This window comes from Rhizobium sp. ERR 942 (assembly GCF_007828395.1).
Taxonomy (GTDB): Bacteria; Pseudomonadota; Alphaproteobacteria; order Rhizobiales; family Rhizobiaceae; genus Rhizobium; species Rhizobium dioscoreae.
Genome location: NZ_VIUA01000002.1, coordinates 29,437 through 42,749, shown reverse-complemented (window position 1 = coordinate 42,749; position 13,313 = coordinate 29,437). Strand labels below are relative to the sequence as shown.

Below are 13,313 nucleotides of genomic sequence, written 5' to 3'. Positions count from 1 at the left end.
AGGGAGCGGCTTAGTGCCGCTCCATTATCGGCTCATGGCAGCGTATAGCCGATCACATAGTCGCCTGGTTTTGTTCCCACAGAACCGTGACCACCGGCCACCATGACGACATATTGCTTGTTGTCGCTGGCGGTATAGGTCATCGGCGTTGCCTGGCCACCCGCCGGTAGACGCGCCTGCCAGAGTTGTCTCCCGGTCGTCACGTCATATGCCCTGAGATAATTATCCACGGCTGCCCCCAGGAATGCTACTCCGCCCTTGGTGACGATCGGCCCGCCAATGCCGGGAACGCCGACCTTGAAGGGAAGGGGCAGCGGCGTCATATCGTGAACGGTGCCGTTCTTATGCTTGTAGGCGATCTTGCCGGTCTTCAGATCGACACCGGCGACATAGCCCCAAGGCGGTGCTTGACAGGGGATGCCGAGCGGGCTGACGAACGGCCCCATATAGACGCCATAGGGTGAACCTTCGTTTCGGTTCAGCCCCTGTTCGCTACCCTTGTCGCCAGCTCCCTTCGGCGGGATCTCGGCACGTGGCACCAGTCGCGAGGTGAAGGCGAGATAAGTCGGCATGCCGAACATGATCTGCCGTTCGGGATCGACGGCGACGCTGCCCCAGTTGAAGGTGCCGAAATTGCCGGGGAAGATGATGGAGCCGCGCAGCGACGGGGGCGTGTAGCGGCCTTCATATTGATGCTGATGGAAGGCGATGCGGCAGGCGAGCTGATCGAACAGCGAAACGCCCCACATGTCCTTTTCCTGTAAGGGCGGCGGCGAGAAGGTCAGATCGGAGATCGGCTGTGTCGGCGAGGCATGGTCTTCGGGAATGGTGCCGCCGGGAGCGGGAATTTCCTTGAAGGGAATGATCGGCGCGCCGGTGCGGCGATCGAGTACGTAGATATCGCCCTGCTTAGTTGAGGCAACCAGCGCAGGAACCGTGCTGCCGTCGGCCTTGGTCAGATCGACGAGCACGGGCTGGGCCGGCACGTCCATATCCCAGAGATCGTGATGGACGAATTGCTGCACCCATTTGAGCTGGCCGGTATTGATATCGAGCGCCACAACCGAGGAGGAGAAGCGTTCGACATTGGCGTTGCGGCCCATGCCAAGCTGGTCGGGCGTCTGGTTGCCAAGCGGAACATAAACCATGCCGAGCTTTTCGTCGGCGCTGGAAACCGACCAGCTATTCGGTGAGTTGGTCGTATACGTCTGCCCGGCGGGCAGCGGCGCCGTCTGATCGGGATTGCCCGAATCCCAGTTCCAGAGCAGTGCGCCCGTCCGGGCATCGAAGGCGCGGATGACGCCGGATTGCTCCTGGGTGGAGTAGTTATCATTTACCGCGCCGCCAATAATGATCTTGTCGGCGACGATCACGGGCGGCGATGTCGAATAGTAATAGCCCGCAGGATTGTATTTCATGCCGGTTTCAAGATGCAGGGTGCCCTGATTGGCAAAACTCGGACAAACCTTGCCGTTGGCGGCATCGAGCGCGATCAGCCTGGCATCCGAGGTCGGCAGATAGACGCGATCGGCACACGGCGCTCCTGCGGCAACTGCGGTGTCATGGTAATAGGAGACGCCGCGGCAGGTCTGATGCTGCCGGTTGGGGTTCATGCCGGCATTGGCATCGTAGCGCCATTTTTCCTTGCCGTCCGTCGCACCGATGGCGATCGCCAGGCTATGGGGTGTGCAGATGTAGAGCGTGTCGCCGATCTTCAGCGGCGTGACCTGATAGGTCGTCTCGCCAATGTCGTCGGGACGCTTCACATCGCCGGTCTGATAGCGCCAGACTTCCTTGAGGTTCGCGACATTCTGCGCATTGATCTGATCGAGGGGCGAATAACGCTGGCCGAAGGAGGTTCTGCCATATTGATGCCATTCACCATCGGGCACATCGCCGCCCATCGGGGCATTTGCGGCTGTTGCCGTCGGCAAATCGCCGGAAAGATCGTGCGGATCGGTCGTCATCGAATAGACGGCTACGAGGATGGCGATGATCAAGGGGATCGCGAGCGGCCAGGGATTGGCCCCGTAGTGAACGCCGTCCAGGCTGCGAAAGCCCAGCGGGCGCCGGACCCATGGCGTCAATAGCCACAGACCGATCAGAATGATCAACCCGCCGCGCGGGCCGAGTTGCCACCAGTCGAAACCGACCTCCCATATCGCCCATCCAAGCGCTGCCAGCACGAAGATCGCGTAGAACCAGAGCGCGGCGGCTTTTCGCGTATAAAGCAGGATGGCGGTTACCAGGAAGGCAAGACCGGCCAAAAGATAAAAAAGGCTTCCACCGAGCAGTGCAAGCCACAGCCCACCGCCGCCGAGCGCCAGACCGATAAGTGCGAGGATGATCGATGTGATTACGAGGGCCATGATCTGCTCCAATCTAACCGTCGATGAGACAGTGATTACTCGAAGGCTTGCAAACTCGCGCGAGGTCCCTCCGGACCTCGACGGCTGGCTATAACGAAATCGATGTCTGTAGTTTCGCCGGCAACGAGAGGAGCCACGCCCAGGGCGATTTGGATCGGTTCATCAATCCCCCTAATCAAATCAGAGACTGAACGTCACGATTGCGAGAATGTTCCAATCCACTCACCCGTTCAAGCTTTAGGATCTGTGGACTGATTTGATTAACGAACGTCGTTAATTTTTTAACAATTGTTGAGATACTAATGGAACAGATATTGGAATCAAGGGTTTCCGTGCAGAGCCGGAGGACTATAAATGAATATGAAGATCGTGACTGCCCAATCGGAAGTAGCAACCGAGGACACCGGCACTTATCCGGATGGCATGATGGAACGTATTCTGGTCGAGTTTTCCGCAAGCTCCGAACGGCAGCATCGCAAATCTCACGAGCGTGATTACGGCACGCACAAGGTGCTACGGCCGATCCCGGTCGGACTTGCTTGAGCGACCGAAAACGCGCTTTCGCTAGATGTAGAGCGGCGCCATTCGCCGCCATGCGCCTGCCTGATGGGCGCGCCCATCCCATACATGCAGCCGATGATCGATCCGCTTGTCGGCTAGCAAGTGGCTCAGATACCGATTGTTGTCGAGGAAGGGATCGGCATCTCCGATCGCCATCACGATGTCGATCTGGCGCAGGCTCTCCAACCGCCATTCGCAGGCAAGTCTCGGCAGAAAATGCGTCGGGGTGTGAAAATAGATATCGTCGTCGTAATAACCGTCGAATAGATCCGTGAAGGATTCGACATTCGTCGTCAGGTCGTAACGGCCGGAAAAGACGACCAGCTTGCGGAAGAGGTGAGGGTGGCGAAAAACCAGACTCGCGGCTTGGAAAGCGCCGAGGCTGCAGCCGTGAACAATGGTGCACTCGTGCCCGTTCTTCTGCGCCATCAGCGGCAGGACTTCGTTGAGAATATATTCCTCGAAAGCGTTATGTCTGCGAATGCGCTCGGCCGGATGGCGATGGAAACCGTAGAAGGTTTCGGTTGCCAGTCCCTCGATGCAGTAGAGCTGAAGCTGTCCGGCATTCAGCTTGTCCGCGAGGCTGGCGACGATGCCGACCTGCTCATATTCCCAGAAGCGACCGTCGCGGGTGGGAAATACCAATACCTTGGCGCCGGCATGGCCGAACACCAGCAACTCCATGTCGCGATGCAGCCGAGGACTGTACCAGCATAGGTATTCGCGGTTCATAGCACCTTGAAGAATTGCCCGACCTTGTCTCGCAGAATTGCGTTCTGCTGCTCGCCGCCAGTATAATCGAAGTGACCGGCATCCAGAATGAAGATTTCGTTAAATTTCTGCAGCGCATTTGCGACAGAGAACTGGCAGGGTGGCGCGACGGCGGGATCGAAAAGCGCGGGTGCGACAAGCATCGGCACAGTGATACGCTGAGCGGCGATCGCAGCATCGAAGAACCGCAGTGTCTCAAGAACGGTGCCGTGCTTTTGCTGATAGGCCTGAACCGATTGGGCGCTGCCGACTGTTGGCAGTGTCAGCCATAGCTGCCGGTGGCCAAAAGTCGGGACGATGAGATGGCCGCGCCTGATCCGCGCATCGAAAGGAATTGCCAGGGCACCGATGCCGCCACCGAAACTGATGCCGCTATAGCCGATATGGCCGGCAAGCCAGGGATAGAGGGTCTCCAATGTCGAGACGGCGAGCCAAATGTCTTCCACGCAGCCGCCGATGACATAGGTATCGCGGCTTTCGATGCCGCAAAGGACATGGCCCGACGCATCCGAGGGGATTTTCGGGCTGGCGCTGAGGGAGAGCCCGCGGCAGCAGGGAAAAAGGATCGCCGTTTCTTCTACCGGCCAATCGAATTCCGGTTGGTCTCTTCCGCCATATCCGTGTCCGACAACGAGGCCGCGCCGCACCTGTCCGCTGCGGGGAATGAGCAGCCAGCCATTGATCTGAAATAACCCTGTCGACGCGTAGCTGATATCAAAGACGTGCCAATTGTCGTGGCGCAGCTTGCTGTGGCGAAGCTTGGGTTGCGGATCGACGGCGAGAGCCGCCCTGTAGCGCTGCTGCCAGAAATCGTCGAAGCCCGCCGGGGCTTCCGGCGTCTCTATCGCCTGCAACTGCGCAAGCTGCATGCCATAGGTCGGATCGAAATCGAAGGGGTGGGATGTCGGTATGCTCATGGCAAATATTTCGCGTGAAAGGACGGGGAACGCAAGAATAGGGATGGCCGATCCGCAGGCTTTCGGCGCGGCTTACTCCTGTTCATTCATGGATTTTCTGCTTGGGACGGTCGATGCGATAGAGCACGTGCGGTCGCAGAATATGGCCTGGCGGCACGGTGATGTCATCGAAATCTCCGCCCTCGACATAGATCATGCCAATTTTTTCCATCACGCGGCGGGAAGGAATGTTGATCGCCGAGGTATAGCCGATCACACAATCAGCCTGCAGTTCCTGCCAGGCGAAATCCAGGCAACGCCGGCTGATTTCCGCCGCGTAACCCTGCCGCCAGTATGCACGCCCCAGAATCCAACCGATCTCCAATGGAAAATCGCCCGGAACTTCCGGACCAGGGCGTGAAAGACCCGCGCCGCCAATCAGTGCGCCATCGGCTTTCCGCTCGACGGCCATGAAGCCGAAACCTTCGTTGGCCAACTGCGCGTTGGCTTCATCGATCAGTTCATCTGTCTCGGCAGCCGTGAGCAGGCTCGGATAGTAATATTGCCGAACCTGCGCATCCGCGTTTACGGCTGCAAAAGGAGCGCGGTCGCTATCCTGCCAAGGCCTGAGAACGAGCCGGGAGGTTTCCAGAGTAAGCATCGTTCTCCCAGGGACGAACGGATTGATCTCGATGGCGCGATCGCGCCCAATCTTTGACAGGGCGGCAGGCTGTGCTGTATCTCCATCGATGAATTCATCATGAAAGTCTATATCTGCCTACCGATATTAGCCTCTGTGCTTTCTGCCGCACAGCTGGAAAGATGACGCAAATAGACTTGGTTTGTTGCGAACTGCTGTCGCTTCCTTGCCTTCGTTGAGGTATAGTGTAAGCATGATCAGGGTCCTAACGATACTTGCGGGAATTTCGATTGCAGGTTCCGCAATGGCGGGTCAAATCACTCAAAGCACCTACAATGTTCAGGATTGCTCGAGTGCGGTGGATCAGGTTCTGTCGACGACCAAGGGACGCCTCCTATCCGTCAAGCCACGTGAGAATCGTTGTATCGTGACTGTGATCGTTCAGCATGGCGAGCAACGACCGGAAAAGGTCGTGGTTCGTGTCGACTACGGCAATAATGACAACAGCCAGGAAAATGGCCAATAACCGAAAGCGGTGAAAGGGACCGCGTGAGAAATGGGCGAAGTCATCCAGTTTCGGCCCGCAGCGAGATACGGCAAGCACCTTGATGCGCAGGCTCGCATGGAAAGGGAGCTGCAGCTTCCCCTTGCAATGGCGAATCAAACCACCCGAAAGGCCGGCCGCGCGAATCCGCCGGATACGTCGACGGCTCCCAACTCAAAAATTGGGCTTCCCATTAGCGGCATCGTCATCGTAGTCGGCTCTATCCTGGTCTATGCGCTGGTGATATCCCATGTCGTCGGCCAGCCACATTATTCGGCTCGGGCCAACCTGATGCCTTCGATTTTTCTGCAAAACTAGACTTGCCCGGCAAGAACCGCTTGATGAAGCAGGTCCGCTATCAAGCAGTTGCGATACGCGCCGCGAACGCATTTTCGGCACTATTCTTTCCTATCGCATGCGCGGAGCACGACGCCGGCAACCAGCCGCAATATAATTGCGGCTCAAGATCGACAAAACTGTCATCCCGCGCGCGGAAGACTGTCATATCAGGCCGACTGTTCGGATATGCGGACTTAAAGAACATGAGAAAGATTTAAGCCTGTTCGTTAAGTGAAGATTCCATCAAATCTGATGTAATCCGCAATAGACGGTGATTTTGGAGAGCATTTATTGTCGCGGCTTAAAATTCAACAGCTACAATGGATCGGCGCAATAGCTGTTATCATGGTTTGCCTGATGATGGCCGGCTCGACGATTGCCTTCAGCCTGTCGGATTACCTCAACTACAAACGCGGCGTGATCGAATTCGGTCGTTTTCATACTGCACTGCATGCGGCCGCGACGATATCGAGAGAGCGCGGTCCTGCAAACAGTCTCATGGGCGCTTCGGAGCGTGAACAAGCGCAATTTGCCGCCGATCTGAAAGCAAGCCGCGAAGCAACCGATAGGGATATCGCCAAGCTTGAAGCGCTCTTTAAAACGGAAATAGACCAGTCCGCTGAAATGCGCAGCGCATTCATGGCGCTTAAGGCTCAGCTGGAGAGCGGCCGCCAGGCGGTCGATGCAGTGGCCGCCTTACCACGCGGCGAGCGCAGCGGCGCAAAGATCGCAGACGCCATACAGGCGATGTTCCGTGCAGCGGATCGTGCCCAGGATTACCGGGATGTCGCCGGCCGATCGGTCATTGCGCTGGCGCCTGAGACAGGCGCCGAAGTCATGCTGACCTCGATGGCCGGAACGCTCAGAGAGCGTGCCGGAAGGCTGGGCTCCTATGTCGTCATAATGCTGGCCTCGCAGGGGCAAGCCCGTTCCCACTATAGAGCTGCGTTCGACAACGAGCTAAACCGGCTTTTTGAAGTGAATGCGCTGCTGAAAACCTATGCGCCCGTTACATTGCAATCGCAGGCTCTGGCAAGGCTGTTGGATCAGGTGACGGTCAGTTACTTTGCCGGAGCGCTGCCTTACGCTCAGCGCGTCGCCTTTGATCCGAATGCGAGCGATGCGCTCACACCCGGAGAGTTCACAGCGAAATACGTGCCTGGAATGAAATCGACCGAGAACCTGCGTGAACTCATCGAAACCGCGGCATTGAATTCTCTTGGAGAAGTACAGCAGAAATCCCTGAGAGCCATGCTGATCTCCGCGCTGCTTGCCGTCATGGCGGTATCGGTTGTGATTGGGTTGGCCTACGTGCTCAGGCGTTCGCTCTTTCGGCCGATGCTGGCCGTCATGCGACAGATCGACGAGATTGCCGTCGGCAACCTTACGACGCCACCACCGATACCTCACGCCGGACGTGAAATGCGGGAGCTGTTCCTGCGTCTTGACCTTTTGCGTGAGCAGCAACGCTTCAAGCGGCACCTGGAAATGGAGCGCAAATCGATGACGGAGGAGTTGAGGCGTCTCTCCCAGACGGATGCACTCACTGGCCTTCTCAATCGGCGCGCATTGGAGGATGCGGTGGAGGAATTGCTCGCGACCCCGACAGCGGGCTCCCGAGGCTTTGCAATCATCATGTTCGATATCGACCATTTCAAATCGATCAATGATCGGTACGGTCACGCCGTCGGCGACATGGTGCTGCAAAGAACGGCGCAGATTCTAGGCCCGTGCCTGCGCGCCGCCGATCTATTCGCCCGCTACGGCGGTGAGGAATTCATCGTCGTAATGGGTGACGTCACCGAGGCCTCGGCGCGTTCAACGGCCGAGCGATTGCGGGAAACATTAGCGCAAGCCGTCGTCAGCGATGAGCATGGCTTGAAGGTGACTGCGAGCTTCGGCGTCGATTGGCAGGCGCAATGCATGTTCGAAAATTGGGAAAAGCTGGTCGTCGTTGCGGACAACCGGCTCTATCAAGCCAAGCGCAACGGGCGCAATTTGGTCTGCTCATCCGAGAAGACGACTGGACAGACGGCAATCTCCGCCTCGAGACGCGGCCAGAGCGGCGCAAGCGCGGCCTGACACGCTTCGCTATGACCGAGATCATCCGAACCTGCTCGTTGGAAGCTCGTGGTCAGTAGGTAAGCGTCACCACGACCGTATCGGTGTAAGTGCCTGAGGATGGCGTGGTCTGCGGTGGCACTCGGCCGTAAACCGTCAGCAGTTGAGCACTGCCGGTTCCCGTTCCGGCGACGGTGCTGCCCGGCGTATTGGCATCGCCCCAGGGCTGCGACCGGTTGGTATCCTTGTAGAGGCCGTAGGTCACCGTCTCCGATCCTTTCGCCATTTTTCTCGCCGTCGGCGGAGCATTCGCGCCGCCACCGCCCAAGGAGATCGTATAGGTCGTGCCCGGCGTACAGGTTGCCGTGACGGAACCCGTGGCATCGACATTCGTGCTCAATACGCCCTGTGTCCCGAAATCGATGTTCTGGACAGTGACGAGGCAATTGGCGGCGACGGTTGCATTGACGCTGAACGATGCGGTTCCAATCGTTCCAGAGGGAGCAGAACAGGTAGTCGCACTACTGTAGCTGTAATAGAAGGAGGTGTAGGTCGATGTGAAGCTGGAGGTAAACGGCCCCGGTACAGCCGTCGGCGGAGACCCGAGTGCGGATCCATAGACCGTCATGCTGCCGGTTGCACCGATCAACGAGCCATTCAGCAAGGCCATTGTCAACGCATAGACCGGTGCGCGTGACGGATAGGACCAGCTGCTCGATCCCCACACCACGCTCCGACCGTTGTCGGAATAGAGCTGATAGTTCAAAGAACTGCTGCCGTTCAACATCTGGCGCGCCGCGGCCGACGATGCTCCTCCACTGCCGGCGCCGATGTCGGGGCAAATCAGAAGCCGCTTGCCCAGGTCCAGGAGCCCGCCGGAACAGGATACACTTATCGTAGATGTCGAATTGACCGGGGTGCCCGATAAGGTATCGACCGCGCCAAAGTTCATATTGGTAGCCGAGAAGTTGCAGCTTTGTGCAGCGCATAGCGAAGGCAACAACAGTGCGAGCAAAAGAGTGAGCGAACGCAGCATCTTTTCAACTCCCTTTTAAAGGCACCTGACGTCATCGATGACGACCTGTTCGCCTCGCTGCGGCTTGTAGGCGAATTCGGCATGGCACTTCGTTCCGTCTTCAAGTGATATGTCGATTGCGTTCCTTGCGTGCAGTCCGCGAATGTAGGCCTGTCCGTCATAGCCGATGACGAAATCCTCGCTTGATCCTTGTAAGGTGCCGGCGAGCCCGGCACGCAGCGGCACCCCGTTCTTGTCCTTGATCGTAATGAGAGCGGCTTGCGGTGCTTCGGATACACCGAACTTGACGACAACGCCGCTGCGATCCGCCGGCACGACGATTTCCTTCGTTGCCGGCACGTCGGCGTCGACGGGTAGGTTCTTGGGATCGATGGATAGGGTATTCGGTTCATAGGAATTGAGATTGGGCACCAGGATGCGGCCGCTCGAATTGGTCTTGCCGGCAGGTCTGTTCTGCTGTTGAACCTCGACATCGGGAGCGCCGACATCGACCACGGCAAAGGCATCGTCAATCCTATTGGTGGCAAAGACGCCACCGCCTGCAACAGCAATGGCTCCATCGACGCGAGCGACAGCATTGGTCTGATGATCCTGTTGCTGAAGGCCCGCCTCGAGCTGCGCGAAGGGAGCCCGATAGCTGATTGCCCCCTCGCGATAGGTGTCTTCGCCTTCGGAGGTACGCAGGCGCCAGCCGAAGCTGTTGTCCTCCTGCTGCATCGACTTGGAAACGTCGGCCACGATGCCGAGGCCGTTAGGCCCGCCTTGTACACCCGTATTGGCCGTGACATTGCCGCCGAAGGGGATGGAGAGGCCGGCGAAGAATCCGAAATTGCTTTGGTTGTCGAGGTCCGTGAAGGCGGTGGCATAGATTGTCGCACGCTTGAAGGTCTGACTGTAGGAAAGACCGGCTATCTTGCTCCTGGTGCCGTCGGCACTTTCTAGGTTGGTGTAGGAGAGGTTGAGGCTGGAAAGATCGAGTGGCGTTGGCACGCTCAGCGTGATCTGATCGATGGCTCGCGGCACACCGGCGCTGAGGATGCTCACATCTCCCGCGGTACTGGTTGTCGGCCGAGCGGAGACCGAGGCTATGTCGTCATAATCGCCAAAGGTCCGCTGCACGCGGGCATAAAGAGCCCATCTGTCGTAACTGAACTCGAATGCGGCATTCATCAGCGCGCCGGAACGCGACCCGCTTTTGCTTGCCGCGCCCGCTATTGACGCTACACCGAACGAGCTGACCGGAAAGGCGGCTCCCGCACCGCCATTCAGAAGATCGGCACCGCCCTCGAAGTGGCCTTCCAGTGTCAGCCAATCGGTCAGGCCGTACCTTGCGGTGGCGGCGCCCATGATACGGCCGTCATAATCATTGGAATCCGTTCCGAAATTCAGACGCGGAGTGCCGAGTTCGGCGGAAAAATCCAACAGGCCTCGGCGCAGAAGCCAGTTGGAGGAATAGAAGGGCAAGGTCTGCGTCGTTTCCCGCCCGAGGCTGTCACGCAAAACGACGGTCGCTTGCCCGCCTCCGGAAAAGACCGGCAGGTTGGTCACTTCGAATGGTCCGGCAGGGACATCGCTCGAATAGGTGCGAACGTTCTGCGTATAGATATCGAGTGTCGAAGGGACGGCAGCCGTCCCGGCAAAGGAAGGCAGCGGTTCGGTCACCAGGTCGGAGCGCAGCGCAAAATTGCGCTGAAACTGAATGCCGCCGAAATAAACTGGCCGCGTCCATGACAGGCCGCCGGTCGTCAGGTCGCCTGCGCGATAGGTAACGAGGCTCTTCGGATCGGAGTAGCTCCAGGTCGTGTTGAGGCGGGTTATACCATCGAGGCTGCCTTCTGAATATCCGGCGAGGAAGGACTGGCTGAGCGTGCCGTACGGGCTGAAGAGCCGGGCATCGAACGATCCGGATATTCCCTGGAACAGATTTGAATTGCCTTGGAAGAGACCGTTGGAACTTGCGTAGAGGGAATAGTTCAAGACGGCGCCGTAGCCGGCCTGGGGTGCCGGAATCGCATTTTCCTGCTGCTGTCTGACATTGATGACGCGGGGTGCGCGCCCCTTATCCGTCGTCTGGACATAAAGGCGCTGCGTTTCATCGTCGACCTGATAGGACAGACCGGGCAAGGTGCTGAGCTCGATCAGCTTGTCGTCGGCCGCGCCGGCTGGCGGCTTAATGCCGACTTCGCGCAGCTCTTCCGCGGTTGCCGCGAGGGAACCGTTCGGACGCTGTTTGAAATTGCCAATCATCTTCATCGATGCATTGTTGATGAATACTTCGAGGTAGACGTCCAGTGTGGCCGCCGGTTGGGCCGCCATGGCTGCGTTTGCCGGCAGATCCGGCACTTCCTGAGCACGCAGCGCCGAAACTGAGAAAAGCATGCATATGAGAACGGTGCCGGCACTACCGTTGATTAACGGCGACTTCAGCATCAAACGGCCCAAGATCGCTCTGGCCATGGAGTGTTACGACGCTGCCGGTGAGGGATTTTGCTGTTCCCATCGGCCATTGCATCGTCGCGCCAGCAAGTACGTATCCGACCAGCCCGTTGCGGCTGCCGATCTTCGTTGTGCCCTGCGCCAGGGTTACGTTCGACAGACGGAAGCGGCTGCCGCCATTGTTCCTGCCGGTCAGAGAAAGGTTGTTGCCCTGTCGTTTGAGGCTCCAGACGATATCGGCGGGTTTTACGTCCGGCCGTTTGAAGAAGACTGGAATGGACTGGCGCATGATGAGGGTGACTGTGCCGGCGCGGGCGCGGGCAGGGTCTGGCAGCTCATCGACGATAACACGATAAGTCTCTTCGGCCCTGACAGGCGCCTTGCTCGTACGAACCACTCTGACTACATACTGAGCATTGGGATTCAGTCTCGCCGCGGGCGGGCTGGCAACGACATCCCGGGTCGGCTCCAGAGTTTCTATGCCGCCCGCCTGGCTCCACTTGAAGACACGTATCTGGACGTTGATCGGATGATCTCCGTCATTGGCGAGGTTCAAGACCGTGGCAGCGGCCGGCGCCGTGAGCTCAAGACTTGTGGGAGCCACTCGCAGAGATGCCGCGTTCAAGCCGTAAGCACCGAGCAGCAAAAGCATAGTCGCGGCAATGCATGGCAACATGCGTTGCATGACGGCCTCCTGGATCTATGAGTTTTCAGTAGGTGACGGTAACCGCCACGGTATCGGTGTAGACGCCCGCGGCTGGGGTGGTCTGAGGGGGTACCCGGCCATAGACATTTATATTCTGGACTGCGCCATTGCCTGTGCCCGAGACAGTATCGGTGCCTATTGTGGTGCCCCAAGTCTGCGTTCGGTTGGCATCGCTGTAGATCGCATAATTGATCGTCGCACTTGCCGGGCCTGTCATGACACGGACAGCTGTTGTCGCTCCCGCACCAGCGCCGGCACTCAGGCCGACATTGTAGGTCTGCCCGGATGTGCATTGCACACCGATGGTGGTTGCCTGATCGATATTGCTGGTGATGACACCGTTGGTGCCAAAGTTGAGATTATTGGCGCTCTGTACGAGGCACTGCGCCTGGATGGTGATGGTCACCGTCATATTGGCGGTTGCAGTGGCAGCCATCGCCGGCGATGCTGCCATGGTCATTGCGATACCAGTCAGGACGGCACCGCAGAGCATTCTCAGCATTCACATTCCCCCTCGCATATGCTTCAGAAAATATCAGAATATAATAAAATAAGCACATATATGCTTCGCTGGCAATCAGGCGGGAATGCGCTTGGACGGACGCGACAGCATCGAAAGAATACCTCCAAAGTATAGTTTGATTTTACTCAGCGAATACCCATAGATAATTAATAGTTTTAAAAAACATGGTTAATAATGTTCGATGCAATCCACCTGCAGCCAGGATAAGTGCGGCAAGAATATGAGATTCAATTTAACCGAATCAGCGACTTTGAGGAGCCATCCGCCCTGAATGATTCGCCATTTCGATCACATAGCTGCAGCAGAAACATCAATTCTTGCCGTATGTTCGCAGCCGTTTGACCTATACTCGCTATCCGCGAACTCCGACCGACCATCGAGCCTGGGCCTAGTTTTTCATCACAGGTCTTTCGATAGTCTTATGAAGCGGA

General features: G+C 57.8%; 12 protein-coding genes. 4 read left to right on the top strand and 8 right to left on the bottom strand.

Annotated features, from left to right (window positions below):
* Positions 1 to 32: 32 nt before the first annotated feature.
* Positions 33 to 2,369: a glucose/quinate/shikimate family membrane-bound PQQ-dependent dehydrogenase gene (locus FBZ97_RS07185; RefSeq protein WP_145317745.1), complete on the bottom strand. Its 2,337-nt coding sequence runs from the start codon at positions 2,367 to 2,369 to the stop codon at positions 33 to 35.
* Positions 2,370 to 2,723: 354 nt separating this feature from the next.
* Here FBZ97_RS07185 and FBZ97_RS07180 point away from each other — a divergent pair, with 354 nt between their 5' ends.
* Positions 2,724 to 2,912, top strand: coding sequence for a hypothetical protein (locus FBZ97_RS07180; protein ID WP_113332651.1), 189 nt, complete (start codon positions 2,724 to 2,726; stop codon positions 2,910 to 2,912).
* Between the two features lie 21 nt (positions 2,913 to 2,933).
* Here FBZ97_RS07180 and FBZ97_RS07175 read toward each other — a convergent pair whose 3' ends face one another.
* From FBZ97_RS07175 to FBZ97_RS07165, 3 genes are all read right to left on the bottom strand, one after another.
* The gene (locus tag FBZ97_RS07175; RefSeq protein WP_113351171.1) at positions 2,934 to 3,662 is read right to left on the bottom strand and encodes an alpha/beta hydrolase-fold protein; all 729 of its coding nucleotides are present in this window, start codon (positions 3,660 to 3,662) and stop codon (positions 2,934 to 2,936) included.
* The gene (locus FBZ97_RS07170; RefSeq protein WP_113351172.1) at positions 3,659 to 4,618 is read right to left on the bottom strand and encodes an acetylxylan esterase; all 960 of its coding nucleotides are present in this window, start codon (positions 4,616 to 4,618) and stop codon (positions 3,659 to 3,661) included. Before FBZ97_RS07170 ends, FBZ97_RS07175 begins: the two co-directional genes overlap by 4 nt.
* Before the next feature lie 82 nt (positions 4,619 to 4,700).
* Positions 4,701 to 5,258, bottom strand: a complete 558-nt coding sequence (locus FBZ97_RS07165; RefSeq protein ID WP_113351173.1) for a GNAT family N-acetyltransferase — start codon at positions 5,256 to 5,258, stop codon at positions 4,701 to 4,703.
* A 283-nt stretch (positions 5,259 to 5,541) separates the two neighbouring features.
* On the opposite strand from FBZ97_RS07165, the gene FBZ97_RS07160 reads away from it, so the two are divergent.
* From FBZ97_RS07160 to FBZ97_RS07150, 3 genes are all read left to right on the top strand, one after another.
* Positions 5,542 to 5,763, top strand: a complete 222-nt coding sequence (locus FBZ97_RS07160) for a hypothetical protein (RefSeq protein WP_113332647.1) — start codon at positions 5,542 to 5,544, stop codon at positions 5,761 to 5,763.
* A gap of 30 nt (positions 5,764 to 5,793) precedes the next feature.
* On the top strand, positions 5,794 to 6,099 hold the full coding sequence (locus FBZ97_RS07155; RefSeq protein WP_113351174.1) for a hypothetical protein: 306 nt from the start codon (positions 5,794 to 5,796) through the stop codon (positions 6,097 to 6,099).
* A 312-nt stretch (positions 6,100 to 6,411) separates the two neighbouring features.
* Positions 6,412 to 8,202 carry a GGDEF domain-containing protein gene (locus FBZ97_RS07150; RefSeq protein WP_145317742.1) on the top strand — a complete coding sequence of 597 codons (1,791 nt, stop codon included), beginning with the start codon at positions 6,412 to 6,414 and terminating at the stop codon, positions 8,200 to 8,202.
* A gap of 52 nt (positions 8,203 to 8,254) precedes the next feature.
* Here FBZ97_RS07150 and FBZ97_RS07145 read toward each other — a convergent pair whose 3' ends face one another.
* Genes FBZ97_RS07145 through FBZ97_RS07130 form a run of 4 tightly spaced genes read right to left on the bottom strand, consistent with a single transcriptional unit; the run spans position 8,255 to position 12,861 of the window.
* On the bottom strand, positions 8,255 to 9,217 hold the full coding sequence (locus FBZ97_RS07145; RefSeq protein ID WP_145317740.1) for a spore coat U domain-containing protein: 963 nt from the start codon (positions 9,215 to 9,217) through the stop codon (positions 8,255 to 8,257).
* A gap of 15 nt (positions 9,218 to 9,232) precedes the next feature.
* Positions 9,233 to 11,596 (bottom strand): fimbria/pilus outer membrane usher protein, encoded by a 2,364-nt coding sequence (locus tag FBZ97_RS07140; protein WP_145317737.1) that lies wholly within the window; start codon positions 11,594 to 11,596, stop codon positions 9,233 to 9,235.
* Positions 11,597 to 11,618: 22 nt separating this feature from the next.
* Positions 11,619 to 12,338: a molecular chaperone gene (locus FBZ97_RS07135; RefSeq protein WP_113332642.1), complete on the bottom strand. Its 720-nt coding sequence runs from the start codon at positions 12,336 to 12,338 to the stop codon at positions 11,619 to 11,621.
* A 25-nt stretch (positions 12,339 to 12,363) separates the two neighbouring features.
* Positions 12,364 to 12,861 carry a spore coat U domain-containing protein gene (locus FBZ97_RS07130; RefSeq protein WP_069615555.1) on the bottom strand — a complete coding sequence of 166 codons (498 nt, stop codon included), beginning with the start codon at positions 12,859 to 12,861 and terminating at the stop codon, positions 12,364 to 12,366.
* Positions 12,862 to 13,313 lie beyond the last annotated feature (452 nt).